Genomic DNA, 25,944 nt, shown 5'->3' on the forward strand with positions numbered 1-25,944 from the left:
TCCGTCCCGCCTTCCCCTCGTCGATCGTGACCCGTCTCCGCGCCGCGCCCACCAGCGCGGGCACTGCCCGGCGCGGGTTGCCCACCCGCGGCGCCGACCACCCTATCCGCGCATCGCGTCGACGATCTGCCCGGCCGTCCACTCGCCGATGAGCAGGCAGCTCATCGCGTCGTCGTGGACGGAGGCGTCCTCGCGCCACCCGGTGACGACGAACTGGAAGACATAGGTGGCCTCGTCGTCGCTCCATCCCACGATCAGGCTCGAGGTGGCCATCTCACCCGGCTCGGCGGTGTAGGTGCCGCGCAGGTAGCGATAGATGCTGGTGACGGCCCCGGCGGACTCGTCGCCCTCGCCGGCGACCTGCTCGAGCGGGGTCCAGTCGGCGAGGGCGTCGGCGGTGGCGACGATCATCTCGACCGCCTGCTCGGTGTCCATCGCCGGGGCGACGCGGGCGCAGGTCGCCACGGCGTTGGGCGAGAAGCCGTCGCGGTGGGCGCCCGGGTCCACGTAGATCACCGCGGACGGCTCGGGCGATTCGATGCGCTGCCACGGCGGGCTGTCCACCCAGGTCAGCGGCTGGGCGGCGACGGCCATGGGCGGGCTCGCCTCGAGGGCGCGACCGGTGGAGGCGCAGTACTCCTGGATCGAGGTCATGTGCGGCCCGCCTCAGCCCTGCAGCCCGGCGCCGACGATGTGGGCGCCGCCGTCCACGACGAGCGTCTGGCCGGTGATCCAGTGGGCGTCGTCGGACAGCAGGAACGCGACGGGGCCGGCGATGTCGTCGGGCACGCCGAGGCGGCCGGTGGGCAGGGCGGCGCCCATCGCCTCCTCGCGGCCCTCGTACAGGGCCTCGGCGAACCGGGTCTTGACCACGCCCGGTGCGACGGCGTTCACGCGCACCGACGGGCCGACCTCCACGGCGAGCTCCTGGGTGAGGCGCATGACGAGCGCCTTGGTGGCGCCGTACCAGCCGATCCCGGGCGACGGGGCGAGGCCGGCGATGGAGGCGATGTTGACCACCGCGCCGCCGCGCTCGCCGAGCCCGGAGTGGTAGACCTTCTGCGTCCAGGACAGGGTGCCGAGGGCGTTGACCTCGGTGATCTTGCGGGCCGCGGCGAGGTCGATGTCGACGGTGCGGCCGTAGACCGGATTGATCCCGGTGTTGTTGACCAGCAGATCGATCGGCCCGAACGTCTGCTCGGCCCGGGCCACGACCTCGCGCTGGTGCTCCTCGTCGTCGCTCTTCCCCGCCACGGCGAGCACCCGGTCGGACGCTCCGAGCTCGGCGACGGCGGCGTCGAGCCCCTCCTGACCGCGGGCGGTGATGACCACGGACGCCCCCTCGGCGAGGAGTCGCCGGGCGATGCCCAGGCCGATCCCCCGGCTGGCGCCGGTCACGAGGGCGGTGCGTCCGGCGAAGCGGTCGGGCACGACGGGGCCGGTGCGGGGGGCGGGAAGGGGGGTGGCGGTCACGGCCGTCTCCTCGGGGTCGGAATGCGTGTGGCGTGCGCCGCCCAGCCTAGATGTAAGCGGTGTGTCGGTCGTTCATGGGATTTCCTCAGCGATCCCTCCGTCTTTTCTTCTCTGGCGCGCGGCTGGGCGCTAGAGTCTGCGACAGGACCCATCCGGCCGCCCCCCTCGGGCGGCGTCACTACCCCGGGGTGTGTGCATGTCACCACTAGTGGGCATCTCCGTTAGTTCGTCGGGGGTCGGTGATCCAGGCGGTGGGGTCGCCGAGATAGAGGCCGCAGGCGGTGTCGAGGGCTTCTGCGGGAGTGCCTGAGGGCCATCCGTTTGGCAGGGCGGCTTGCTGGTAGTCGTCGTGGCTGGCGCGGTAGATCGCAAAACCCCACTGGCTGGCTGACCCGGCGTAGCGCAGCCGGCAGAGCTTGACTTCGCCCCCGTCGGTCAAGGTGGCATCGATGTAGGCGAATCCGGCCCGGTAACGGATGTGCAGGGCCTGGATCTGGGGCCACCGTTCGGCAGCGCGGGCCAGCAACTTCTGTCGCAATGAGGTCTGGGTCGACTCGGGGATCTTGGCCATGATCTCCATCATCGCCTCCACCAGTTTTCGCCCTCGGCTTTCGGGGTGTTCCGGCGTGGCGGCTAGGCGGGCGCCGCTGGATGGGTCAGAAATGGATATGCCTCCCACCAGCGCCGATATCGTCGTCCTCACCGCCAAGGAACGCGACGCGTTGACCCGCCGCGCGAACGCTGCCCGCTGTGCTCACCGTGACGTACTGCGAGCCCGGATCGTCCTCGCCGCCGCCGACGGTGACGCCAACGCTGCGATCGCCCGCGAGGTCGGGGTATGTCAGGACACGGTGCGCCAGTGGCGGCATCGCTTCTGTCTCGAGCGCCTTGAGGGGCTCAAAGATCGGCCCCGCTCGGGACGACCGCGAGTGTTCACCCCCGTCGAGGTCGCCCAGGTCAAAGCGCTGGCGTGTACGCGTCCGGCTGACCACGGTCTGCCGCTGACCCGATGGTCGGCCGCCGAGTTGAGAGCCCACGCCGTGGCCACAGGGCTGGTGCGCCCCGTGGCGTCGGCGACGATCGGGCGCTGGCTGGCCGCAGATGCGATCAAGCCGTGGCAGCACCGGTCATGGATTTTTCCCCGCGACCCCGACTTCGCCGTCAAGGGGCGCCCGGGTGCTGGACCTGTACCACCGCCGATGGAACGGCGTTGCTCTCGGCGACGATGAGTACGTCATCAGTGCGGACGAAAAATCACAGCTCCAAGCCCTCAAACGCCGTCACGCCGAGACTCCCTCCGGGCCCGGTCAGCCGCGGCGCGTGGAGTTCGAGTACCGCCGCGGTGGGACGTTGGCCTACTTCGCCGCCTACGACGTCCACCAGGCCCGCGTGATGGGGATGACCGCACCCAAGACAGGGATCGCCCCGTTCACCGAACTGGTCGAGCAGGTGATGACCCAAGAGCCATACGCATCCGCGAAGCGAGTGTTCTGGGTCGTCGACAACGGCTCATCCCACGCAGGTCAGGCCTCGAAAGACCGGATGCGTCATGCGTTTCCCAACGCGGTCCTGGTGCACCTTCCGGTGCACGCCTCGTGGCTCAACCAGGTCGAAATCTACTTCTCGATCCTGCAGCGCAAAGCCATCGCCACCGGCGACTTCGCAGACCTCGACGATCTCGCCGCACGCATCCTCGCGTTCCAGGATCGCTACAACCGAAGCGCCGAACCGTTCGGCTGGAAGTACACCCGCGACGACCTCAACCGCCACCTCGACCGCCTCAACAACGACGGCACCCTCCGCGCAGCATGACCCCCGACGAACTAACGGAGATGCCCACTAGTGGGCATCTCCGTTAGTTCGTCGGGGGTCGGTGAGCCAGGCGGTGGGGTCGCCGAGATAGAGGCCGCAGGCGGTGTCGAGGGCTTCTGCGGGAGTGCCTGAGGGCCATCCGTTTGGCAGGGCGGCTTGCTGGTAGTCGTCGTGGCTGGCGCGGTAGATCGCAAAACCCCACTGGCTGGCTGATCCGGCGTAGCGCAGCCGGCAGAGCTTGACTTCGTCCCCGTCGGTCAAGGTGGCATCGATGTAGGCGAATCCGGCCCGGTAACGGGTGTGCAGGGCCTGGATCTGGGGCCACCGTTCGGCAGCGCGGGCCAGCAACTTCTGTCGCAATGAGGTCTGGGTCGACTCGGGGATCTTGGCCATGATCTCCATCATCGCCTCCACCAGTTTTCGCCCTCGGCTTTCGGGGTGTTCCGGCGTGGCGGCTCGGCGGGCGCCGCTGGATGGGTCAGAAATGGATATGCCTCCCACCAGCGCCGATATCGTCGTCCTCACCGCCAAGGAACGCGACGCGTTGACCCGCCGCGCGAACGCTGCCCGCTGTGCTCACCGTGACGTACTGCGAGCCCGGATCGTCCTCGCCGCCGCCGACGGTGACGCCAACGCTGCGATCGCCCGCGAGGTCGGGGTATGTCAGGACACGGTGCGCCAGTGGCGGCATCGCTTCTGTCTCGAGCGCCTTGAGGGGCTCAAAGATCGGCCCCGCTCGGGACGACCGCGAGTGTTCACCCCCGTCGAGGTCGCCCAGGTCAAAGCGCTGGCGTGTACGCGTCCGGCTGACCACGGTCTGCCGCTGACCCGATGGTCGGCCGCCGAGTTGAGAGCCCACGCCGTGGCCACAGGGCTGGTGAGGCCCGTGGCGCCGTCGACGATCGGGCGCTGGCTGGCCGCAGATGCGATCAAGCCGTGGCAGCACCGATCGTGGATCTTCCCCCGCGACCCGGACTTCGCCGCCAAGGCCGCCCGGGTGCTGGACCTGTACCACCGCCGATGGAACGGCGTTGCTCTCGGCGACGATGAGTACGTCATCAGTGCGGACGAAAAATCACAGCTCCAAGCCCTCAAACGCCGTCACGCCGAGACTCCCGCCAGGCCCGGTCAGCCGCGGCGCGTGGAGTTCGAGTACCGCCGCGGTGGGACGTTGGCCTACTTCGCCGCCTACGACGTCCACCAGGCCCGCGTGATGGGGATGACCGCACCCAAGACAGGGATCGCCCCGTTCACCGAACTGGTCGAGCAGGTGATGACCCAAGAGCCATACGCATCCGCGAAGCGAGTGTTCTGGGTCGTCGACAACGGCTCATCCCACGCAGGTCAGGCCTCGAAAGACCGGATGCGTCATGCGTTTCCCAACGCGGTCCTGGTGCACCTTCCGGTGCACGCCTCGTGGCTCAACCAGGTCGAAATCTACTTCTCGATCCTGCAGCGCAAAGCCATCGCCACCGGCGACTTCGCAGACCTCGACGATCTCGCCGCACGCATCCTCGCGTTCCAGGATCGCTACAACCGAAGCGCCGAACCGTTCGGCTGGAAGTACACCCGCGACGACCTCAACCGCCACCTCGACCGCCTCAACAACGACGGCACCCTCCGCGCAGCATGACCCCCGACGAACTAACGGAGATGCCCACTAGTTCCACGCGGTACGGCGGACTCGCCGGTGTGCTCGATCCTCGACATCCCCGGCCCCCGCTGGTTCCAGTCGAGCGACCCCATCTGGCGGGTCCACGGCGACGCGTCCACGCCGATCGGCATCACGACCGGCCTGCTCATGCTGTCCGCCGATCCCGCGTACGCCTCGGTCATGGTGGCGTGCGGTGCGGACGAGAACCCGTGGACGATGGACGACTACCTGCACGACCTGGTGGAGATCTCGACGTTCGGCACCGTCGACGACGCGATGGTGACGATCGAGCACGCGCACCGCGACCGCAGCTCGTTCAACGGCACCACGGAGCACGGGGACTACTACTACGGTTCCGACCCGGCGTTGGTGGAGTGGGCGCAGGCCGCCCTGGCGTGGGCGCTGCTCGCGGCGTTCCAGCGGTTCTCGGGTCGGCCGCTCACCCCGGCCGAGTCGGACCGGTACGTGTGCCAGTGGGCGGGCCTGGCCCGGCTGCAGGGCGCGCGGGCCTTCCCCACCACCGTGCGCGAGCTCGAGCAGCTGCTGCGGGGCGCGCGTGGCCGCGCTCGCGCCACTGTCGCCGGGCGTCGCGCGGCGCGTCGGCTGCGGGAGACCGCCCGGGTGTGCCGGGGCGTGTCGGAGAACTCGGTGACCGCGCACCGGTCGTGTACGACGGTGGTCGACGCGGCCGCGAGCCTCGTGCCGTCGGACGTGCGGCGGGCGTTGGATCTGCCGCACCGGCCGATGGACCGCAGCGCCGTGTTCGGTCGGATCGCCCGCGCGCACGAGGGGCTGACGTCGCCGCGGCTCACCACGCGCGCGCCGATCGCGGTGCCGTCGTCGATGCGGTCCCAGAGCGCCTGACCCCGCGTCACCAGTGGCCGTTGACGCGGCCCTTGATCCACCCGGCGACCTCCCACACCAGGTGCACGGGCAGCATCGCGCGGTCGACCCGGTCGATGGGCGTCATCCGCACGTCCAGGTCGGTGGCGTTGCGCATCCACGTCCCGGCGCGGAGTGTGTGGGGGCGGTTGGTGACGACGAGGACGCGCTCCCACCCGCGGGCCCGCGCGATCGCGTCCACCGTCAGCGCCTCGCCCCACGTGGTCCGCGGCTCGGGCGAGAAGCACACCACCTCGGCGTCGGCGGGGCGGGCGATGCCCGTGCACAGTCGGCGGGCGACGGTCTCGGAGTTGCCGCCGGGGTTGCTCACCAGCAGGGTGTCGGCGTAGCCGGCCTCGACGAGGTCGCGGGCGTAGAGGTGTCGGCCGTCGTCGGCGCCGGCGAGCATGACGACCGCGTCGGCGCGCACCGGCTCGTCGCCGTGGGGCTGCAGGAGGAACGCGCCCCAGGCGGTGAGGGCGAGCGCGGCGACGACCACGGCCGCGCCGACGCCGATCGCGACCCGGCGGACGGCGCGGCGGCGGGATCGGCGGTGGAGGCGCGGGGTCACCGCGGTGTGGGTGACGACGACGAGGTGTCCCCTCCCCTGGACCCGGGCCCGGCTCCGAGTGCGACGCGCAGGCTGTCGTCCCAGTCCGGCAGCGGCGTCAGGCCGGCGGCCGCCCAGGCCCGCCCGGACAGCACCGAGAACGCGGGTCGCGGGGCGGGCCGGGGGAAGTCGGCGGTGGTGCAGGGGCGGACGCGGGCGGGGTCGGCGCCGAGGTAGGCGAACGTGCGGCGCGCGACCTCGTACCAGGTGGCGCGGCCCGCGCCGGCGGCGTGCAGGACGAGGCCACGGGTGTCGACCCCAGGGCTGTCGACGGCGGGAGCGGCGGTGTCGGTTCCGGTGCCCGCGTGCGCGGCGGCCTCGCCGGCGGCGTGGTGCGTGGCGGCCTCTCGGGTGGCGGCCTCGCGGGCGAGCATCTCGAGGATCGCCGCCGCCAGCGTGGGCGCGTGCGTGGGTGAGCCCCACTGGTCGTCGACCACGCTGACCTCGTCCCGCTCCCGTTCGAGTCGGGCCATGGTCGCCACGAAGTCTCCGCCCGGGATCGCCCACCGCTCCCGTTCCGGCCCGGTGTACAGCCACGACGTGCGCAGGATCGTCGCCTCGGGGTGGGCGGCCAGGACGGCGTGCTCGCCGGCCAGCTTGGTGCGGCCGTACACGGTGGCCGGGTCGGTGGCGTCGGTCGGCTCGAGCGCCGGCGCGGTCGCGGGATCGGGCCGCCCCGCCCCGCCGCGGCCGCGCGGCACCTCGCCGGAGAAGACGTAGTCGGTGCTGACGTGCACCAGCCGCAGCCCGCGTTCCCGGCACGCCTCGGCGAGGATCCGCGGCCCTTCGACGTTGACCAGGTGCGCCCCCGACTCGTCGGTCTCCGCGCCGTCGACGTCGGTGTACGCGGCCGCGTTGATCACCACCGCCGGCTGGTGACGGTCCAGATACCCGGCCACGGACTCCGCCCGGGTGATGTCCAGCTCGTCGCGGCCCGGCGCGAGCACCTCGCCCGGGTGGGCCAGCCGCAGGTGCGTACCCAGTTGTCCGCGCCCGCCGGTGACCAGCACGCGCGGCAGCGCGTCCCGGCGGGCGGCGGCGCCCTCGTCGTCGGCGTTCACAGTCTCCGCCCCTTCTCCCGGCGTAGGACATCCAGCAGATACCGGCCGTACCCCGACTTCTGCAGGGCGTGCGCGCGATCGGTGAGCTCGTCGTCGTCGATATATCCCATCCGCCACGCCACCTCCTCCGGGCAGCCGATCTTCAGGCCCTGCCGGTCTTCGATGGTCCGGACGTAGTTCCCCGCGTCGAGCAGCGAATCGTGGGTGCCCGTGTCCAGCCAGGCGGTACCCCTCGGCAGCACCTCGACCTGCAGGCGGCCCTGCTCCAGGTAGTGCCGGTTGATGTCGGTGATCTCGTACTCCCCGCGCGCCGACCTGGCCAGCCCGCGCGCGACGTCCACCACGTCCGCGCTATAGAAGTAGAGGCCCGGCACGGCGAAGTCCGACGACGGGTTCTCAGGCTTCTCCTCGAGGCTGATCGCGCGGCCGTCGGCGTCGAAGTCGATCACCCCGTACCGGCTCGGATCGGCCACCCGGTAGGCGAACACCGCGCCGCCGTCGAGGTCGGCGAACCGGCGCAGCTGCGTACCCATGCCGGGGCCGTAGAAGATGTTGTCGCCCAGGATCAACGCGACCGGCTCGTCGCCGATGTGGTCCGCGCCCAGCACGAACGCCTGCGCCAGGCCCTCCGGAGCGGCCTGCTCGACGTAGCTCAGCGTGATGCCGAACTGGCTGCCGTCGCCCAGCAACCGCCGGAACTGCGGGGCGTCCTCGGGAGTGGTGATGACGAGGACGTCGCGGATCCCCGCCAGCATGAGCGTGGACAGCGGGTAGTAGATCATCGGCTTGTCGTACACCGGCACCAGCTGCTTGCTCGTGGCCAACGTCAGCGGCCGCAGCCGGGTGCCGCTGCCACCGGCCAGGACGATGCCCTTCACCGCGTCACCCCCGCCGTCACAGGACCTTCTCCGTTCGGGCGTACGTCGCTTCGACCCGCTCCTTGACCGGCTCCCACCAGTCGCGGTGAGCGGCGTACCACTCGATGGTCTGCCGCAGGCCCTCGCGGAAGTCCGTGTGCTGCGGCTCCCAGCCCAGTTCCTCCCGGGTGGCGGAGGCGTCGATCGCGTAGCGCAGGTCGTGGCCCGGGCGGTCGGTGACGTGGTCGAACCCCGGGTCACCGCCGGTGCCCGAGACGCCCATGAGCTCGCAGATCATCCGCATGACCTCGAGGTTGGAGCGCTCGCCGTCGGCGCCGATGAGGTACGTCCGTCCCGGCTCGCCCGCCTCGAGGATGCGCAGGACCGCGGAGTTGTGGTCATCGACGTGGATCCAGTCCCGCACGTTGGCTCCACTGCCGTAGAGGCGGGGCCGCCTACCGTCGAGGATGTTGGTGATCTGCCGCGGGATGAACTTCTCCACGTGCTGGTAGGGCCCGTAGTTGTTCGAGCAGTTGCTGATCGTGGCGCGCACCCCGAAGCTGCGGACCCACGCGCGCACCAGCATGTCCGCGCCCGCCTTGGTCGCCGAGTACGGACTCGACGGGTTGTACGCCGTGGCCGGGGTGAACGTGGCCGGGTCGTCCAGTTCCAGGTCCCCGTAGACCTCGTCCGTCGAGACGTGGTGCAGGCGCACGTCGTGGCGCCGGCAGGCCTCGAGGATCGTGTACGTGCCCACGATGTTCGAGTGCACGAACGGCCACGGCGTGGCGAGCGAGTTGTCGTTGTGACTCTCCGCCGCGAAGTGCACGACCGCGTCGCGCGGCCCCGTCAGCTCGGAGACCAACCGGTCCGTGATCGCGGCGTCCGCACAGTCCGCCTCCACCAGCCGGACCCGGTCGGCGGGGAGCCCGTCCAGGTTCGCGCGATTGGCGGCGTACGTCATGGAGTCGAGCACCGTGACGTGGGCCTGCGGGTACTCGCGGACGACGGAGCGGACGAAGTTGGCGCCGATGAACCCGGCTCCCCCGGTGACGACGAGGCGCATGGGCACAACCCTACCGCCCGGCCGGACCGCCGCCCGACGACTCGTCGCCGCCCTGCGAAGGCGGGTGCCCTGCCGCCCAGCGACACTTGGTCTCGCGCGACCTGCGCGACTGCCGCACCGCCACCACCGCCAACGCCACGCCCGCCAGCAACGGCACCCACACCTTGCTGTACTCGATCAGGAACTCCACCCATCCCGGGACCGAGATCTCCGGGAGGGTGATCGACGGCAACGTGATGTCCGGCCAGGGGATGTCCGGCCACGGAATGCTCGGCAGGGAGAACTCCGGCCACGGGATGTCAATGTCCGGGATGCGCTCGAGGATCCAGTCGAGCACCGGCTCGAGGAGGCGGCCGATCAGGGGCAGCAGCACGATCATCGCGATCGCCCACCCCGACCTGCCGATGCCCGCCGCGACCGGGTAGACAGCGCGCTTCGACGGCGTCGACGCGATCGCCTCCAGCCGGGCCTCGGCGGCGGATCCGGGCGGCGGGTCGAAGTGCACGACGTCGCGGCCCTCGCGGAACGTCACCTGGCGGACCGCCGTGTGGAGCATGTTCGTGCGCACCTGGATGCGCGGGCTCGAGATCGGCGGCGCGGTGGTGTGCTCGCCCGGCTTCGGCGGGTCCGCGGTGAGCGAGAAGCGCCGGTCACTGATCTGCCGGGCGCGCGCGACCACCTCGCCGTCACGCAGCAGGGCACACCCCGGGGATGCGACGGCCGCTGGGGTGGCACCCTTCTTCGGCGGCTTCCGCTGCGGGTACCCGGGGTCGACGGTGCGGAGTTCCTCCGGCGAGCCCACCGCGAACTCGAGGACCCCGTGCTCGGGATGGTCGAGGCGCCAGATCTCCGGCACGCCGTCGGTGGTGGGGGCCTCGGGGACGGGCAGGTCGGGCGCTGGCCGGTTCTCGGTCATCGCGGGCAGGTCGGGCGCTGGCCGGTTCTCGGTCATCGCGGGCTCCTCGGCCGGCGGTCAGCCCCGCACCCTACTCGGCCCGGCGCTGCTCTCCGCCGGCCCCGGCGATCGCGCTCGGCGGCGGATCGGTCGACTCGCCATCGGCGCCTGCCTCGTCGTCGGGAGTCGTGTCGCCGTCGCGACGGGTCTCGTCATCGCGCTCGCGCCGGAGCGTCCGGTACTCCGCGACCATCTTCTCGCGGCGGCGGTTCTTCCACTCGCAAGCCCGGGTGTCACGCGGCGTCACCTGGATGACCTCCTCGGCCGCGATGCCGGATCGCAGCTGCCGGACCCTCAGCACCTCTGCGTCGAGTCGCACCCCGAAGACCACGGCCATGTTGACCAGCCATAGCCACAGGAGGAAGACGATGACGCCGGCCAGCGAGCCGTACACACGGTTGAAATTGCCGAAGTTGGAGACGAAGAAGCTCAGACCGGCCGTGGCGACGCCCATGATCGCCAACGCGGCCGCGGCCCCCAGTGATACCCACGAGAAAGGGCGCCCGGAGATGTTGGGCGCGAACCGGTAGAGGATCGCCAACGCCAAGATCATTGCGACCACGGCAGCCGGCCACTTGGCCACTCCCCACACGGCCAGCGCCGTGCTCCCGAGCCCGATCCAGCCGCCCACCGTCTCCGCCACCGGGCCACTGAACGCCAGGGCCACCCCGCCGATGGCGACCAGGACGACCAGCAGAGCGGTCAGCGCGAGACCAGCGGGCAGCAGTCGCCACGGCGGCCGCCCTTCCTCGATGCCGAACATCGCGTTCATGGCTCTGCCGAGCGCCCGCACGTATCGCGACGCCGACCACAGCGCGACCGCCGTACCCACGATGAGCGCGGTGCCCGCGGCCGGGGTCGTGACCAACGCCTCGACCGGCTCGCGGACGGGATCGAGCACCTCCGGCGGCGCGACGTCGGAGAGCATGTCCATCACCGCATCGACCGTTCTGGAGCCCTGCCCGAAAACGCCGAGCAACGACACCACCACCAGCACCGCCGGGAACAGCGAGAGGACGCCGTAGTAGGTGAGCGAACCGGCGAGGTCTGGGCCGCGGTCGCGGAGGAACTCAGCAACCGAGCGGACGAGCACCATGCGAACGGTGCGCAGTCCTCTGCGGATGGTGGCAGCGGGCCGGTCCGAAGTAGTCATACCCCGATTGTGGTCGCTGTCGACCCGTCCCGCGCCAGCCTCGCCGCGAACCTGCCCGCCCGGGGTCGGCAGGCCCGAAGCCGGCGGACCCGTGGCCCGATTTCGCCTGCCCGCCCACAGCCGCTCCCGGGCATGGCGTCTCGCGCGCACCGCGGGGTGTGCGAGACGCCATGCCCGGGAGCAGCTGCAGATGTCGCGTACATGCGCGGGAGCGAGACGCCATCGCCAGGAGCGGATGCGCGCGCGTGACGGACCGGGTGCGCGGGCGGGCCGAACGCAGGCGACAACCTGACCGAACGCAGGCGCACCGGGCCGGGCGGGTCAGTCGCGGTTGCGGGCCTGCTCCGCCTGGGCCTCGCGCCGGACGTCTGCGGCCTCGTCGATGGCCTTCTGCTGCTTCTCGGCCGCCTTGTCGCTGGCGGTGGTGTCGCGCGGCGGGAGCTGGATGTTCTCCTCGGCGTGCATGCCGGCTTGGAGCTCGCGGGCACGCTCCATCTCGGCGTCGACCTCTGCACCGAACAGGAAGGCGTTGTTGGTGATCCACAGCCACAGCAGGAAGACGATGACGCCGGCCAGCGAACCGTAGGTGGCGTTGTAACTGCCGAAGTTGGACACGTAGAAGAAGAAGCCGACAGTAGCGAGCCCCCACACCGCCAGGGCGACCACCGCGCCGACCGAGATCCAGCGGAACTTGGGCTGCTTGACGTTCGGGGCGAACCCGTAGAGGACCGCGAGGATGACGACGACGATGAGGACCAGCGCCGGCCACTTGGCGATGCCCCACACGGTGACCGCTGTCGAGCCGAGGCCGATCAGGTCACCCACCCACTCGGCGATCGGCCCGCTGACGACCAACATCACGCCGGCCAGGGCGACCAGGATCAGCAACACGGCGGTGAGCAGGATCATCATGGGCTTGAGCTTCCAGAAGGGGCGCCCCTCCTCGACCTCGTAGATGCGGTTCATGGCGCGACCGAAGGCGCCCACATACCCGGAGGCCGTCCAGAGGGCGCCGAGAACACCGGTGATCAGGGCGATCCCGGCGGCCGGGGTGTTGACCAGGCCCTCGATGGGCCCGCGGAGCTCGTTGAGGGTCTGCTCCGGTACCGAGCCCTCGACGAGACTCATCACGGCGTCGACCGTGGCCTGCCCCTGACCGAACACGCCTAGCAGGGAGACCACGGCGAGAAGTGCCGGGAACAGCGACAGGACGGCGAAGTAGGTGAGCGATGCCGCGAGGTCGGTGCAGTTGTCCTTGGAGAACTCCCCGGCGGCGCGTTTGAGGCCGACCTTCCAGGCGCCACCGGTGAGCTTGGTGGGCGACTCGGGCTTACCGTGATCGGGGTCGGCATCCGACCCGGGCTTGTTGGTGATATTGCGACTCGTCGTACTCATATCTTCAGACTCTCGCACCACCGGGGGCGTTCCGCATCCGCGTCGCGGCCCGCATCGTCGCGGACGCGCGCGGCCGTGCGCTCGGGAGCGCCGAGGGATACCGTGGCTCCCCTGTGATGTGGCGTCCGGACTCGGTGGGCTACCCTGTTCGGTGTCACGTCACCAAAGTGGTGCACGAACGCACACGCGACAACGATCAAAGGAGAAACCGATGAGCCTGTCCAACGCGATCCTCCGCGGCGTCACCGGCGCTTTCGTCCTCAATTCCGGCCTGAGCAAGCGGGGGATGCCCACCGAGGCCGCGCAGGGCCTGCAGGGCTTCGCCGCCACGGGCGTGCCCGCCGTGAACCAGATGGATCCGGACACCTTCGGCAAGTTCGTCGCCTACTCGGAGATCGGCATCGGTGCCGCGCTGCTCACCCCGGTGGTACCCCGCCGGATCGCCGGCGCGGCGCTCGGCGTCTTCTCGGCGGGCCTGCTGGCGATGTACTTCCGCAACCCGGACATGACCGAGTCCGACGGCATTCGCCCCAGCCAGGAGGGCATGTCCCTGGCCAAGGACGCGTTCATGGCCGCCATCGCCGGCGCGCTGGTCATCGACAACTCCTGAGATCCGGCCGGCGGGGCGCGGTGATGAACGCCTGCCGGAAAGCCGAGTAGACGGCCCGGCCCCGCCCCCGCGGGGCCGGGCCGTCGTCCCGCGACCGGGTGCCGACGCGGTCCGGATGCGAAGCCCATTCGCGTATCCGACCATGGGGCGATGACGCAGAACCCGGAGCCAGATTCCCCGGCCCGCCGGATGCGGATCGTCGTCACCGGCGCGAGCGGCAACGTGGGCACCCCGCTGGTGCGGAGGCTGCTGGCCGACGGCCACGACGTGGTGGGCCTGTGTCGCCGCATCCCACCCGCCACCCCTCCGTACAGCGGTGCCTCCTGGCATCGCGTCGACCTCTCGTACGCGCCTGCCGACTGGCGGGCGTGCCGCACCCGCGGAACAACTGCTGGACCGGCACGAGCGCAACCATCCCGGCACCCCGACCATCGCCCGCATCCGGCCCGCCTTCATCGTTCACGCAGAGGCCGCCTCGGGTCTGCTCCGCTACTTCACTCCGGCGCTCACTCCCGCGCGGTCGCTCCGGGCGCGGCCGGTACACCTGCCCTATCGCGTGTTGCGTCAGCTCGTCCACATCAGCTGGCTGCTGCACCTCCAGCCGGTCAGCATCGGATGGGTCGATCTGGCGTTCGGCGCCCCGCTCATGCACACCACCCGCGCCCGCGCGGAACTCGGCTGGCGCCCCACGGTCGCGGCGGACGAGGCACTGCGCGAGGTGATCGACGCGATCGTCGCGGGCCGGTCCGGCTCGTCACCACCGCTGCGCAGACGGACCCTGCTCGGCGCGCTGGCGGGGCTGCGCCGCGGCGGCGCGGTCGACGTCCGGCGACTGCCGTAGCCGCTGCGACTCAGGCCGGGTCGGTGTCGGCGATCGCACCGAGGATCGCGTCGGCGAGGTCGGCGCGGCACACGACGAGGTCAGGCAGGTAGGTCTCCGCGACGTTGTACTCGAGCGGGGAGCCGTCGATCCGCACCGCCACGAGCCCGCGGGCCAGTGCGACCCCGGCAGGGGCCGCGGAGTCCCACTGGTACTGCCCGCCCGCGTGGATGTAGGCGTCGGCCTCGCCGCGGACGACGGCAGCCGCCTTGGCGCCGGCCGAGCCCAACGGCACCAGGTCCCCGTCCACCGCGCCGGCCACGGCACGGGCGAACGCGGGCGGGCGGGAGGCCGAGAGGACGATCCTCGGCCGGGAGCCCGTACGAGGGGGAAGAAGGCCTCCCCCGTGCACCCCGCCGTTGCCCACGGGTGCGGCGTAGATCTCGTCGTCGTCGACCCCACACACCACCCCGAGCGCCGGTAACCCGACCGCGGCTGCGGTGAGTCGTGATGTCGCAGGGTCGCCGTCGCGCTCCCACAGCGCCACGTGCACGGCCCAGTCGGGGCGGTCGCCGAGCCCGTACTCGCGGGTGCCGTCGACGGGGTCGATGATCCACACGCGGTCGGCGTCCACGCGGGAGAGATCGTCCTTGGACTCCTCGGACAGGACGGCGTCCTCCGGACGTGCGTCGGCGAGCCGCTCGAGCAGGAGCTCGTTGGCCCGGCGGTCGCCGATGTCGCCGAGCGTACGCCCGGTGGGCCCGGAGGACCGCAGTTCCACCAGCAGACGGCCGGCGTCCGTGGCGAGGTCGACGGCGAGCTGCTGGTCCGGGGTGCGCGTGGCGGAGGTCATGGCCTCCAGACTAGGAGGATCACCGCCAGCGCGACCGGAGTCCCCTGCGCCGACCGTGTCCGTACTCGCGCACCACGCGGGCGGGCTGATCCGGGCAACGATGCGCGTCGGCCGCCACCCGGGCCGCCCCCCGTGACGGCAACGTGCCGCTCCGGGCCCCGCAGCGCTGGCAACCCCAGATGGCCCCGTCTGCGGTCTCCTCGACAAAGCACACGCGCTCTCCGACCTCGTTCATGGGTCTCCTCGAGCATGGCGCCGGCCCCCTAGCCAGCGCGGTCCGCCTATATTGTCACAAATCTCTTATCGGCGGAAGTGGTGTCATGCGTTTGCATCGCACCGACCGGCTCCGACCCCGCGGGGCGACGGCGGAGTCGGGCGAACAGACAGATCGGTCTAGACAAGGCCGCACCGTTATGTCTACTGTTTTACTCGACTTAATCAACCCACTACCTCAAAGGGATGCCCGTGAAGACTCTCATCGTGCTCGGCATGGTCGGCGCCATAGCCCAACTCATCGACGGCTCCCTGGGCATGGCCTACGGGGTCACCTCCACGACGCTGCTGGTCGCGGCCGGTATCGCACCCGCGGCCGCGTCGGCGTCCGTGCACTTCGCCGAGATCGGCACCACCCTCGCGTCGGGCTTCTCCCACCACAAACTCGGCAACGTGGATTGGCGGATCGTGCGCATCCTCGCCGTCCCGGGCGCGATCGGCGCGTTCGCCGGCGCCACCATCCTCAGCAGCCTCCCGGCCGACGTGGCCAAGCCGGTCGTGGGCGTCATCCTTCTCGCGCTGGGCCTCTACGTCCTGTACCGCTTCCTCGCGCTCGGCGGCCGACGCCCCGAGTTCAAGGGTCGCGTTCGCACGGGCTTCCTCGTCCCCCTCGGCCTCGTCGGCGGGACGCTCGACTCGCTCGGTGGCGGCGGGTGGGGCCCGGTCGGGACGACCTCGCTACTGTCGTCGGGCCGGGTCGAACCCCGCAAGGTCGTGGGCTCGATCGACACCTCGGAGTTCGTGGTGGCCGTGGGCGGCTCGCTCGGCTTTCTCCTCGGCCTGGGCGCCGCCGGGATCGACTGGGGTTACGCGCTGGCGCTACTCGTCGGCGGCGTGATCGTCGCGCCGTTTGCCGCGTGGCTGGTCAAGCACCTGCCCGCGCGCGTGCTCGGCACCGCAGCCGGCGGCCTCATCGTGGTGACCAACGCGCGCACCCTGCTGCTCTGGGCCGAGGTGCCGTCCGCGGCCACCAACCCGATCCTCCTCGCCCTGGTCGCCGTCTGGTTCGGACTGATCGCGTGGGCCGTTCTCGCCGAGAGGAGAAGCCGGGGCGACGACGACGAGCTCAGCACCTCCGACCGCCCCGCCCCCACGGATAGCGCGGGACAGGCTCCCGTTCGCGCCTGAGATGTGAGCGCGCACAATGCCTGTCTCCCTGGCGGTGCCACTTGGTCGTTCGTCCAATTGGACGGTCGACCGAGTAGCTCACGCCGACCCCGGCCACTTCTCCCACGCCACTCCCCACTCGCCCGAGGCGGGGGCTCTGGGAGACTGTGTCCCATGAGGGTCACCGCCAAGTCCGACTACGCGTTGCGTGCGCTCGTCGAACTCGCGGCGGCCCGCAGCGACGACCCCGCCCGCGACCCGAGGGACAGCCCGGTCAGCGCGGAGGAACTGGGGCGGCTGCAGGACATCCCGCACGGCTTCCTCCAGGCGATCCTCTCGGACCTGCGTCGCGCGGGCCTGGTCGCCAGCCGTCGCGGCAAGACCGGTGGGTGGTTCCTCGGCCGGGACGCCGGCGAGATCACGGTCGCCGACGTGATGCGGGCCGTCGACGGGCCACTGGTCAGCGTTTACGACGTCCGGCCGGAGGCGGTGGTCTACAACGAGCGCGCGGCGGTGCTGCAGCACGTGTGGATCGCGTCGCGGGCGGCGCTGCGCCGGGTGATGGACGCGGTGACGATCGCCGACCTGGCCGCCGGGCACCTGCCGGGAGAGGTTCACGAGCTCACGCTGGACACCGACGCCTGGGAGCCCCGCTAGACACCGCTCGACCCACGGCCCGCATCGCAGCCCGGCACCGGCCCATGCGCAGTCGGCACTAGCCCGATGCGCAGCCGGAACCGGCCCAATGGGCAGCCGCCCCACAAGATGGCGTCTCGCCCGCCCCGCGGTACGCCCGCGCACAGCTTCCGTACCGCAGCCGCTCCTGAAGATGGCGTCTCGCCCCAGCCCCTGCCCGCCCACAACACAGCCGCTCCTCGCCATGGCGTCTCGCCCACCCCGCGGTGCGCGCGAGACGCCATCCCGGGGAGCGGCTGCGCATCTGGTGCGCGCGAGACGCCATCCCGGGGAGCGGCTGCGCATCTGGTGCGCGCGAGACGCCATCCCGGGGAGCGGCTGCGGGTAGGGGTGCGGCTGGCCCGGCGATGCCCGGCTCAGGCGTGAGTCGACGCCCCGGGCTGCTGCACCGCCGGCCGGTCGAGGTGCACCGAGAACCGGCGCACGAGCGCCTTCCAGACCAACGGGCCGCCCACGACCAGCACCAGCGTGATGATTCCGATCAACAATGGCGAGGCGCCGAGCATGGCCGAGGCCGTCACGGCGAGCACGATCGTGATGCCGCGGCGGATGAGCCCACCCGGCACGCGCCCGGCGAACCTGGAGCCGAAGAACGTGCCGATCGCCCCGCCGATGAGCAGCGGCACGAGCAGATTCCAGTCGACGCCGGTCACCATGACGTGCCCGATCGCGGCCGCGATGACCAGCGGGACCGCCTGCACGAGGTCGGTACCCACCAGCCGCAGCGCGGCGAGCGTCGGGTAGAGCAGCATGATGCACATCATGATGACGGTGCCCGAGCCCACCGAGGTGATGCCCACCATCAGTCCGCCGATCACGCCGACGAGCAGCGTGAGCACCGGCTTGACCGGCGGGTCCGGATCGTCACCGGTGCGGATGCGCCCGGACATCTCGAAGAACGCCCGCAGGAAGTAGGCCGTCGACGCCACGATGAGGGTCGCGCCGATGGCCTTCTTCAGCATCCCCTGCACGTCCTCGGCACCGAACGCGTGCACGAGCCACGCGCCGAGGTACGCCGTCGGCACCGAGCCGATGATCAGCCAGAGGGCGATCTTGAGATTGGGTTTACCGTGCCTCCAGTGCACGCCCGCGCCCACGACCTTGTTGACCGCGTTGACAACCAGGTCGTTGGCGACGGCCGCCGTCGGTGGGATGCCCACGAGGATGAGCGCCGGCGTCATGAGTGCGCCGCCGCCCATCCCCGTCAGGCCGATCACCACGCCGATGACGGCGCTGACGACCAGCAGGCCGAGCGAGTCGTAGGTCCACAGGGCCTCGGGCACCGGCTCAGATTCCCAGGATGGAGCTGAGGATCCGCTGCGCGACCTCTTCTGCGGTGCCGTCCTCGGGACGGATGTGCAGGTCCGGGGTCAGCGGCGGCTCGTACGGCGCGGAGACGCCGGTGAACTCGGCGATTTCGCCCGCGCGCGCCTTGGCGTAGAGGCCCTTGGGGTCGCGGGCCTCGCACTCGGCCAGCGGGGTGTCCACGAACACCTCGGTGAACGGCAGGTCGGCCTTGGCGTGGACCTGGCGCGCCGCGTCCCGGTCGGCGCGCATGGGCGAGATGAGGGAACAGATGACGACGACGCCGGCATCGGCGAACAGCGCCGCCACCTCGGCGGTGCGGCGGATGTTCTCCGCCCGGTCCTCGGCCGAGAACCCGAGGTCGGCATTGAGGCCGTGACGCAGGTTGTCGCCGTCGAGGATGTACGCCGGATGACCGGACTCGATGAGCAGACGCTCGACCTCGGAGGCGATGGTCGACTTGCCCGAGCCCGACAGGCCCGTCAGCCACAGGGTGCGGCCCTGGCCGCGGTCGCCGCGCTGGACGGCCCCGGCGTGCCAGACGACGTTGGACCCGGTGGTGGCGGGCCCGATGATCATGCCCGCACCCACCGTGTTCCCGGTGATCTCATCCACGAGGATGAACGCGCCCGTGTCGCGGTTGCGACGGTAGGGGTCGTACATCAGCGGCGTCTGCGTCCGAAGCCCGATGCGCCCGATCTCGTTGAGCTGGAGCTCGGTGGAGTCGGGGTCACGGTGCAGCGTGTTGACGTCGAGCCGGTACTCCATCCCCGTCACGATCGCCTTGGTCTCGCGCGTCGTGTGCTTGACGATGTAGCGCTTGTTGGTCTCGAGGGTCGTGTCGTCGGCGAACCAGCAGACCATGGCCTCGAGCTCGGTGCCCTGGTGCGGCCGGTTGCCGGGCCGGGCGATCATCTCGCCGCGGACGATGTCGATCTCGTCGTTGAGCGCGATCGTCACCGCGGCGGGAGCGGCGGCCTCGTCGAGCTCCACTCCGCCCGGGCCCCAGATCGCCTTGACGGTGGACTGCCGACCGGACGGCATGACCACCACGTCGTCGTCGACCTTGATGATCCCACCCGCGACGGTCCCGGCGAAGGACCGGTGATCCAACCCGTCGGCGCGCTGGGGGCGGATCACGTACTGCACCGGGAACCGGACGTCGGTGAGGTTGCGGTCCGAGGCGATGTGCACGTTCTCGAGGTGGTCGAGCAGCGCCGGGCCCGTGTACCAGGGCATGGCGTCCGACCGCTCCACGACGTTGTCGCCCCTGAGCGCCGAGAGCGGCACGAAGGTGACGTCGTGGACCTCGAGCTTGGCGGCGAAGTCGGTGAACTCGGCGCGGATCGCCTCGAACGTGGCCTCGTCGTAGTCGATGAGGTCCATCTTGTTCACCGCCACGACCAGGCGCGGGATGCCCAGCAGTGCGGACAGGAAGGCGTGGCGGCGGGTCTGCTCGAGCACTCCCTTGCGGGCGTCGACGAGGATGATCGCCACGTCCGCGGTCGAGGCACCGGTGACCATGTTGCGCGTGTACTGCACGTGGCCCGGGGTGTCCGCGATGATGAACTTGCGCCGCGGGGTCGAGAAGTAGCGGTAGGCGACGTCGATCGTGATGCCCTGCTCGCGCTCGGACCGCAGCCCGTCGGTGAGCAGCGCGAGGTCGGTGTACTCGTCGCCGCGCTTGGCGGAGGTGGCCTCGATGGAGGCGAGTTGGTCCTCGAAGATGCCCTTGGAGTCGAACAGCAGTCGGCCGATGAGCGTCGACTTGCCGTCGTCGACGGAGCCGGCGGTCGCGATGCGCAGGAGCTGCGCGTGCTCGGCCATGGTCTGCAACTGGTCGGCCGCGCTCTCGGCGGTGGCCGGCGCGGTGTCCGTGGTGGGGGTGCTCATCAGAAGTAGCCCTCCTTCTTGCGGTCTTCCATGCCGGCCTCGGAGATCCGGTCATCGGCGCGGGTGGCGCCGCGTTCGGTGACGCGGGTGCCCGCGACCTCGGCGACGACGGCGGCGTTGTCGGCGGCGTCGGACTCGACGCAGCCCGTGCAGGTGGCGTCGCCGACGGTGCGGAAACGCACGAGCTCGGTGCGCGCCTCCTCGTGCGGCAGCGTCTCCAGGAAGCGGGTCTTGGCGAGGAGCATGCCGTCGCGCTCGATGACCTCGCGCTCGTGGGCGTAGTAGATCGGCGGCAGGTCGATGTCCTCGCGCTCGATGTACTGCCAGATGTCCAGCTCGGTCCAGTTGGACAGCGGGAACACGCGGATGTGCTCACCCTTGCGATGCTTGCCGTTGTAGAGCTTCCACAGCTCGGGCCGCTGCGCGCGCGGGTCCCAGGCGCCGAACGCGTCGCGGAAGGAGAAGACGCGCTCCTTGGCGCGGGCCTTCTCCTCGTCGCGGCGGGCGCCACCGAAGACGGCGTCGAAGCGGTTCTCCTGGATCCCGCGCAGCAGGGCGGTGGTCTGGAGGCGGTTGCGGCTCGCGCCCACCCCGGTGTCCTCGACCACGCGGCCGGCGTCGATGTCGTCCTGGACGTGGGAGACGAGCAGCTGGACGCCGGTCTCGGCGACCACGCGGTCGCGGTACTCGATGACCTCGTCGAAGTTGTGCCCGGTGTCGACGTGCATGAGCGGGAACGGCATGGGCGCGGGCCAGAAGGCCTTGCGGGCGAGGTGGAACATCACCACCGAGTCCTTGCCGCCGGAGAAGAGCATCCCCGGGCGTTCGAACTGCGCGGCTACCTCGCGGAAGATGTGGACGGACTCCGCCTCGAGCGCGTCGAGATGCGAGAGCGTCACCGCCGACCTCGTCGTCATGCGACCTCCAGTGTCGTGGGCTGGCCCGGCGGACCGGACAGCGGGGCAGACAGGTCTGTCTACCTTCGGGCGTCCGCCCCATCCTGCGCCCGCCCCGCCCGGATTTCCATCTCGGTGAGGCCAATCACCCCCGGATCGTCGGCTATTCGACATAAGATGCCGCATATGCGACACGAGCCGACCCATCGGGTGATCTCGGTTCTCCAGGCGCTCGCCACCGACGGCCCGCCCCTGCCCCTGTCAGAGATCGCGCGACTGACCGGGGCCAGCCGATCCACCCTCCACGCGGTCCTCGCGGAGATGGACGCCCAGGGGTGGGCGGAGAAGACGCGGGCCGGGTGGCGGGCCGGGCCGGCACTGCGCGAGGTGGGCGCGGCGCTGGCCACGGAGGTCGACCTGGTCCGGGCCGCGCGCCAGCCGCTCGAGGCCCTGGCGGACGCCACCGGGATCGCGGCGGTGGTGTTCGAGGTCCGCGACGGGATGGCCGAGGTCGTCGACTCGGTCGGCGCCGGCATGCGCACCGCTTCCCGGGAGGCGCTGCCCGTCGGCCACGTGGTGCCGGTGCGCGCCCCGTTCGCCCGCGAGCTGGCGGCCCGACTACCCCTGGGCGAGCAACGTCAGTGGCTGGCCGACGCGGCGGGGCTGACCACCGCCGCGCGCGACCGGCTCGAGGTGGTGCTCCCGCAGATCGCGCGACGTGGCTGGTCCATCGAGCGGCTCACCCCCGCCCGCCGCGAGCTGCTTCGGATGGCCGACTCGTTGGAGACCTCCGGCATCGGCGCCCTGGTCCGCGACCGCGTGTCCGAGCTGTTCGTCGAACTCTCGGAGATCGACGTGACCGACGCCGAACTCGGCGGCGCCGCGGACCTGGCCGTGGCCTCGGTGGCGGCACCGGTGCTGCGGGCCGACGGGCGGGCGGTCGGGTCCGTGGCCGTCGCCCCGGGTCGCCGGATGACGGGCCGTGCGGTCTCCCGGGCTGTCGAGGCCGTGACGGAGTGCGCGGCCGACGTCTCCGCCCGCCTCGCCTCGCGTCCGCCCGCGGCGCGGACGGCCGCCCTCCCCTCCCACCTCGTCCACCCGGCCCACGCGGCGAGCCGCTCCTGACGGCTCCCCCCACCCCGGCCGCGGGGCCCCGGTCTGCCGTGGCGGCACGTTCGCCAGCGCGGCCGTATGATGTGGATCACATTCCCTGCCCTATCGGAGGTGATCGTGCCCCGGACCGCCCACCCGCCCCCCTCGCCCGATGCGGACCCGCTGGACCTGGCGTGGCGTCGGTCCGAGCTCAGCGGCCTGACCCCGCAGAGCGCCCGGCCGGGGGCGCCCGACCCGCGGGCCGCCCGCTCCCACCGCCTGACCGAGGCCGCGCGCCCGGTGATGGACGGGCTCGACACCGTCCTGCGGGACACCGGCGCCAGCCTCGTGCTGGCCGATCGCGAGGGCCGGGTCATCAGGACGGCCCGCGACAACGCGCGGATCTCCCGCATGCTGCTCCGGCGGGGCGTCGACGACGGCGCCACGCTCACGGAGGAGGCCCTGGGCAACAACGGCATCGGCACGGCGCTCGAGACGCGGGCCGGGGTGTTCATCCACGGTGAGCAGCACTTCGCCGAGGTCCTGCGCGACTTCGTCTGCTACGGCCACCCGATCATCGACCCGCTCACCCGACGCCTGGTGGGCGCGGTCAACCTCACGGGCATGACCGCGGACGCATCCCGACTGTTCGCGCCCTTCGTCCGGAAGGTCGTGTCCGACATCGAGGCCCGTTACGTCGACACCGCCCGCGCGGACGACCGGTTACTGTGGCGCCGCTTCGTCGAGCGCACCCGCTCCTCCGACACCGCGACGTGCGCGTTCGGGGACGAGGTGGTGCTGGCCTCGCACTCGAGCCTGGAGCGACTGGATTCCAGGGACCTCGTCACCCTCCGCCGACTGGTCGAGCGCGACGAGATGGGTGAGGCCGTCGAGCTGTCGGTGGGCACCGTGGGGGTGGCCACCAGCCGCGTGGGGCGCCGCGGGCACCTGCTGGACCTCACGTTCCCCGAGTCGCCCGGTGCGCCCACGCCCGCGCCCGCGCCCACACCCGCGCCCACGCTCGCGCCCCGGATCGTCGTCGCCGCCCCCGCGACGGTGGTGCGGAGTCACGCCGTCCGGGGCCCGTCGGGGTCGGGGAGGTCGACGACGGCGAGGGCGATCGCCGGCCCCGGGGCCCGCCATCTCCGGCTCGCCGAGGCGGACGACGCCGCGACGGCATGGCGGGAGATGGTCGCGCCCGCACTCCGTGAACGTTCCGGGCCGGTGATCCTGGACGACATCGACCTGTTGGACGACGCCGATCTGCGCCGGTTGGCCGCGCGCATGGAATCGGCCGGAGACCACCTCGTCGTCGTCACCAGTCGCGACGACCCGCGCCCCGCGGTGACGGCGATACTCGACCTGTGCGACCGGCGGACAGAGGTCCGCCCCCTGCACGAGCGCGGCACCGAGGGCGAGGAGATCGTCCGCCGCATGGTCGCCGACCTGGCCGCGCGGCGCGGTATGCGGCCACCCACGGTGACGGCGCGGTTCGTGGAGGCGGCCTGCGTGCTCGACCTGCCCAACGGCCTGGTGACCCTGCGTGCGGTCCTCGGCGACTGCCTGACCCGGCTCGAGCAGAAGTGCGCCGCGACCCTCGACGTGGACGCGCTGCCGTCGCGGTCCCGCTCGGCGCGCCCGCCACGGCCCGGAGAGCTGGCCCGCGGGGAGTACGACGCGATCGTCGCCGCCCTCACCGAGTGCGGCGGGGTGCGCTCGCGGGCCGCCCGGCGGCTGGGGATCAGCCGGACCACGCTGTACGCCCGGATGCGGGAGTTCGGGCTGTCCTGACGCGCACACGGCGCCCGCCGTCCTCCACCGTGTCCACCTGCGTGTCCAGAATCTGAACACTCCGGAGGGCGGACGCACCCCCAGGATGAGTTGTGATCGGCCTCACAACCGAGGCGGTCGGATCTTCGGAGGTAAACATGACCGGCACACTCTCCCGCGACACCGGCTCGGGCACCGACTCCGGCGCGCACGTCGACGAGCGCCTGGGCGCCGAGGCCCGCGACTTCCTGGCCCGCCCGCATCGCCTGCTCATCGGCGGACAGTGGGTCGACGCCGCCGACGGCCGCACCTTCGCCACCCACGACCCTGCGACCGGTGCCGAGATCACCCGGGTCGCCCACGGCGGGCCCGAGGACGTGGACCGCGCGGTGGCCGCCGCCCGCCGCACCTTCGACGACGGCGCCTGGGCCACCATGAAGCCGCGCGAGCGCGAGCAGATCCTGTGGCGCATCGGCGACCTGCTCGACGCCAAGGCCGAACTGTTCGGTCAGATCGAGGCGCTCGACAACGGCAAGTCCGTCGCGATCGCCACCGCCGCCGACGTGGCCTGGGCCGCGGACGTGTTCCGCTACTACGCCGGCTGGGCCACCAAGATCGAGGGCTCCACCGTCCCGGTGTCCATGCCGTTCGCCGGTGACAAGCAGTTCCACGCCTACACCCAGCGCGTGCCCGTGGGCGTGTGCGGGCAGATCATCCCGTGGAACTTCCCGCTGCTCATGGCCGCGTGGAAGCTCGGCCCCGCCCTGGCCACCGGCAACACCCTCGTCCTCAAGCCGGCCGAGCAGACCCCGCTCACCGCCCTCCTGCTCGGCGAGATCTGCCAGGAGGCAGGCGTGCCCGACGGCGTGGTCAACATCATCACCGGCTTCGGCGACGCCGGCGCCGCCATCTCCGGCCACGACGACGTGGACAAGGTCGCCTTCACCGGCTCCACCGAGGTCGGCAAGCTCATCGTGGACGCCGCCAAGGGCAACCTCAAGAAGGTCTCCCTCGAGCTGGGCGGCAAGAGCGCCAACATCGTCTTCGCCGACTGCGACTGGGACGCCGCCGTGGCCGGGTCGGTCGCCGCGTGGATGTTCAACCACGGCCAGACCTGCACCGCCGGCACCCGCCTCTACGTCGAGGACTCCATCTACGAGGAGTTCACCCAGGCCGTGGCCGACGCCGCGTCCCAGGCCACCATCGGCCACGGACTCGACCCCGACACGGTGCTCGGGCCCGTCGTGGACCAGGACCAGTTCGACAAGGTCTCCTACTACCTGCGCGCCGGCATCGAGGACGGCGGCCGAGCCCTGACCGGCGGCGCCCGCCACGGCGACACCGGCTACTTCATCCAGCCCACGGTGTTCGTCGACGTCAAGCCCGAGGACCGGGTCGTGAAGGAGGAGATCTTCGGCCCCGTCGTGGCCGCCCTGCGGTTCTCCGACGTCGACGACGCGGTCAGCCAGGCCAACGACTCCATGTACGGGCTCGCCGCCGGCGTCTGGACCAAGGACCTGTCCAAGGCCCACCATGTCGCCAGCCGCCTGCAGGCCGGGTCCGTGTGGGTGAACCAGTACAACGGCTTCGACACCGCCATGCCGTTCGGCGGGTTCAAGCAGTCCGGGTGGGGTCGCGAGCTCGGCGCCGGCGCGCTCGACCTCTACACCCAGACCCGGTCGGTCAACATCCAGCTCTGACCCGACCGGCC

27 protein-coding genes and 1 pseudogene are annotated in these 25,944 nt (G+C 71.4%); 12 read left to right on the forward strand and 16 right to left on the reverse strand.

Features of this window, described 5'->3' with window-relative positions; translation table 11 throughout:
• Window positions 1-102 precede the first annotated feature (102 nt).
• The 3 genes from VYL96_RS12375 to VYL96_RS12385 all read right to left on the reverse strand — a co-directional run bounded on the left by VYL96_RS12375 (window position 103) and on the right by VYL96_RS12385 (window position 2,056).
• Window positions 103-654 (reverse strand): LpqN/LpqT family lipoprotein, encoded by a 552-nt coding sequence (locus tag VYL96_RS12375; protein ID WP_108848012.1) that lies wholly within the window; start codon window positions 652-654, stop codon window positions 103-105.
• 12 nt (window positions 655-666) lie between these two features.
• The gene (locus VYL96_RS12380) at window positions 667-1,473 is read right to left on the reverse strand and encodes an SDR family oxidoreductase (protein WP_207913615.1); all 807 of its coding nucleotides are present in this window, start codon (window positions 1,471-1,473) and stop codon (window positions 667-669) included.
• Between the two features lie 205 nt (window positions 1,474-1,678).
• Window positions 1,679-2,056 carry a hypothetical protein gene (locus VYL96_RS12385; RefSeq protein WP_329437529.1) on the reverse strand — a complete coding sequence of 126 codons (378 nt, stop codon included), beginning with the start codon at window positions 2,054-2,056 and terminating at the stop codon, window positions 1,679-1,681.
• An 85-nt stretch (window positions 2,057-2,141) separates the two neighbouring features.
• Here VYL96_RS12385 and VYL96_RS12390 point away from each other — a divergent pair, with 85 nt between their 5' ends.
• The gene (locus VYL96_RS12390; protein ID WP_329437531.1) at window positions 2,142-2,702 is read left to right on the forward strand and encodes a helix-turn-helix domain-containing protein; all 561 of its coding nucleotides are present in this window, start codon (window positions 2,142-2,144) and stop codon (window positions 2,700-2,702) included.
• Window positions 2,650-3,285: a transposase gene (locus tag VYL96_RS12395; RefSeq protein WP_329437533.1), complete on the forward strand. Its 636-nt coding sequence runs from the start codon at window positions 2,650-2,652 to the stop codon at window positions 3,283-3,285. Before VYL96_RS12390 ends, VYL96_RS12395 begins: the two co-directional genes overlap by 53 nt.
• 27 nt (window positions 3,286-3,312) lie before the next feature.
• On the opposite strand, the gene VYL96_RS12400 is transcribed toward VYL96_RS12395, so the two are convergent.
• Complete coding sequence (locus VYL96_RS12400; RefSeq protein ID WP_329437518.1) at window positions 3,313-3,690, reverse strand: hypothetical protein; 378 nt, start codon at window positions 3,688-3,690, stop codon at window positions 3,313-3,315.
• Window positions 3,691-3,775: 85 nt separating this feature from the next.
• On the opposite strand from VYL96_RS12400, the gene VYL96_RS12405 reads away from it, so the two are divergent.
• Window positions 3,776-4,918, forward strand: coding sequence for an IS630 family transposase (locus VYL96_RS12405; RefSeq protein WP_329437521.1), 1,143 nt, complete (start codon window positions 3,776-3,778; stop codon window positions 4,916-4,918).
• A gap of 57 nt (window positions 4,919-4,975) precedes the next feature.
• A complete protein-coding gene (locus VYL96_RS12410; protein ID WP_131885991.1) occupies window positions 4,976-5,803 on the forward strand; it encodes an oxygenase MpaB family protein in 828 nt (275 codons plus the stop codon).
• A 7-nt stretch (window positions 5,804-5,810) separates the two neighbouring features.
• Here VYL96_RS12410 and VYL96_RS12415 read toward each other — a convergent pair whose 3' ends face one another.
• The 7 genes from VYL96_RS12415 to VYL96_RS12445 form a co-directional block, all read right to left on the reverse strand.
• The gene (locus tag VYL96_RS12415) at window positions 5,811-6,392 is read right to left on the reverse strand and encodes a YdcF family protein (RefSeq protein ID WP_131885992.1); all 582 of its coding nucleotides are present in this window, start codon (window positions 6,390-6,392) and stop codon (window positions 5,811-5,813) included.
• Window positions 6,389-7,492, reverse strand: a complete 1,104-nt coding sequence (locus VYL96_RS12420) for an SDR family oxidoreductase (RefSeq protein ID WP_243699726.1) — start codon at window positions 7,490-7,492, stop codon at window positions 6,389-6,391. The genes VYL96_RS12415 and VYL96_RS12420 overlap by 4 nt, the downstream gene beginning before the upstream one ends.
• Window positions 7,489-8,370 carry a glucose-1-phosphate thymidylyltransferase RfbA gene (rfbA, locus tag VYL96_RS12425; RefSeq protein ID WP_131885993.1) on the reverse strand — a complete coding sequence of 294 codons (882 nt, stop codon included), beginning with the start codon at window positions 8,368-8,370 and terminating at the stop codon, window positions 7,489-7,491. Before rfbA ends, VYL96_RS12420 begins: the two co-directional genes overlap by 4 nt.
• Before the next feature lie 16 nt (window positions 8,371-8,386).
• Window positions 8,387-9,415 carry a dTDP-glucose 4,6-dehydratase gene (rfbB, locus tag VYL96_RS12430; RefSeq protein WP_131885994.1) on the reverse strand — a complete coding sequence of 343 codons (1,029 nt, stop codon included), beginning with the start codon at window positions 9,413-9,415 and terminating at the stop codon, window positions 8,387-8,389.
• 10 nt (window positions 9,416-9,425) lie between these two features.
• Entirely contained in the window at window positions 9,426-10,367 is a 942-nt protein-coding gene (locus VYL96_RS12435) for a hypothetical protein (protein ID WP_165928501.1), read from the reverse strand.
• Between the two features lie 34 nt (window positions 10,368-10,401).
• Entirely contained in the window at window positions 10,402-11,523 is a 1,122-nt protein-coding gene (locus tag VYL96_RS12440; protein WP_243699727.1) for a YihY/virulence factor BrkB family protein, read from the reverse strand.
• Between the two features lie 321 nt (window positions 11,524-11,844).
• On the reverse strand, window positions 11,845-12,918 hold the full coding sequence (locus tag VYL96_RS12445; RefSeq protein ID WP_131885995.1) for a YihY/virulence factor BrkB family protein: 1,074 nt from the start codon (window positions 12,916-12,918) through the stop codon (window positions 11,845-11,847).
• Window positions 12,919-13,129: 211 nt separating this feature from the next.
• Here VYL96_RS12445 and VYL96_RS12450 point away from each other — a divergent pair, with 211 nt between their 5' ends.
• From VYL96_RS12450 to VYL96_RS12460, 3 genes and pseudogenes are all read left to right on the forward strand, one after another.
• Window positions 13,130-13,528 carry a hypothetical protein gene (locus VYL96_RS12450; RefSeq protein WP_131885996.1) on the forward strand — a complete coding sequence of 133 codons (399 nt, stop codon included), beginning with the start codon at window positions 13,130-13,132 and terminating at the stop codon, window positions 13,526-13,528.
• Window positions 13,529-13,717: 189 nt separating this feature from the next.
• Window positions 13,718-13,810 (forward strand): annotated as a pseudogene (locus tag VYL96_RS12455) (NAD-dependent epimerase/dehydratase family protein); the annotation flags it as partial.
• A gap of 34 nt (window positions 13,811-13,844) precedes the next feature.
• The gene (locus VYL96_RS12460) at window positions 13,845-14,369 is read left to right on the forward strand and encodes a Rossmann-fold NAD(P)-binding domain-containing protein (RefSeq protein WP_243699736.1); all 525 of its coding nucleotides are present in this window, start codon (window positions 13,845-13,847) and stop codon (window positions 14,367-14,369) included.
• Window positions 14,370-14,379: 10 nt separating this feature from the next.
• On the opposite strand, the gene VYL96_RS12465 is transcribed toward VYL96_RS12460, so the two are convergent.
• Window positions 14,380-15,201, reverse strand: coding sequence for a 3'(2'),5'-bisphosphate nucleotidase CysQ (locus VYL96_RS12465; RefSeq protein ID WP_131885997.1), 822 nt, complete (start codon window positions 15,199-15,201; stop codon window positions 14,380-14,382).
• Window positions 15,202-15,220: 19 nt separating this feature from the next.
• Entirely contained in the window at window positions 15,221-15,436 is a 216-nt protein-coding gene (locus VYL96_RS12470; protein ID WP_139019082.1) for a hypothetical protein, read from the reverse strand.
• Between the two features lie 230 nt (window positions 15,437-15,666).
• On the opposite strand from VYL96_RS12470, the gene VYL96_RS12475 reads away from it, so the two are divergent.
• Both VYL96_RS12475 and VYL96_RS12480 read left to right on the forward strand, forming a co-directional pair.
• A complete protein-coding gene (locus tag VYL96_RS12475; protein WP_131885998.1) occupies window positions 15,667-16,602 on the forward strand; it encodes a sulfite exporter TauE/SafE family protein in 936 nt (311 codons plus the stop codon).
• Window positions 16,603-16,755: 153 nt separating this feature from the next.
• Window positions 16,756-17,238, forward strand: coding sequence for an RrF2 family transcriptional regulator (locus tag VYL96_RS12480; protein WP_061229346.1), 483 nt, complete (start codon window positions 16,756-16,758; stop codon window positions 17,236-17,238).
• A gap of 395 nt (window positions 17,239-17,633) precedes the next feature.
• On the opposite strand, the gene VYL96_RS12485 is transcribed toward VYL96_RS12480, so the two are convergent.
• The 3 genes from VYL96_RS12485 to cysD are packed head-to-tail and all read right to left on the reverse strand — an operon-like array spanning window position 17,634 to window position 21,392.
• The gene (locus VYL96_RS12485; RefSeq protein ID WP_131885999.1) at window positions 17,634-18,560 is read right to left on the reverse strand and encodes a sulfite exporter TauE/SafE family protein; all 927 of its coding nucleotides are present in this window, start codon (window positions 18,558-18,560) and stop codon (window positions 17,634-17,636) included.
• Window positions 18,561-18,564: 4 nt separating this feature from the next.
• On the reverse strand, window positions 18,565-20,475 hold the full coding sequence (cysN, locus tag VYL96_RS12490) for a sulfate adenylyltransferase subunit CysN (RefSeq protein ID WP_131886000.1): 1,911 nt from the start codon (window positions 20,473-20,475) through the stop codon (window positions 18,565-18,567).
• Entirely contained in the window at window positions 20,475-21,392 is a 918-nt protein-coding gene (cysD, locus tag VYL96_RS12495) for a sulfate adenylyltransferase subunit CysD (protein WP_108848031.1), read from the reverse strand. Before cysD ends, cysN begins: the two co-directional genes overlap by 1 nt.
• Window positions 21,393-21,557: 165 nt before the next feature.
• Here cysD and VYL96_RS12500 point away from each other — a divergent pair, with 165 nt between their 5' ends.
• From VYL96_RS12500 to VYL96_RS12510, 3 genes are all read left to right on the forward strand, one after another.
• Complete coding sequence (locus VYL96_RS12500) at window positions 21,558-22,496, forward strand: IclR family transcriptional regulator (protein WP_131886001.1); 939 nt, start codon at window positions 21,558-21,560, stop codon at window positions 22,494-22,496.
• A 99-nt stretch (window positions 22,497-22,595) separates the two neighbouring features.
• Window positions 22,596-24,254 carry a helix-turn-helix domain-containing protein gene (locus VYL96_RS12505; RefSeq protein WP_243699728.1) on the forward strand — a complete coding sequence of 553 codons (1,659 nt, stop codon included), beginning with the start codon at window positions 22,596-22,598 and terminating at the stop codon, window positions 24,252-24,254.
• A gap of 137 nt (window positions 24,255-24,391) precedes the next feature.
• Window positions 24,392-25,933, forward strand: a complete 1,542-nt coding sequence (locus VYL96_RS12510) for an aldehyde dehydrogenase family protein (RefSeq protein ID WP_243699729.1) — start codon at window positions 24,392-24,394, stop codon at window positions 25,931-25,933.
• Window positions 25,934-25,944: the final 11 nt, after the last annotated feature.

Origin of the sequence: Dietzia maris, assembly GCF_036287335.1 — a bacterium.
Lineage (GTDB): Bacteria > Actinomycetota > Actinomycetes > Mycobacteriales > Mycobacteriaceae > Dietzia > Dietzia cinnamea.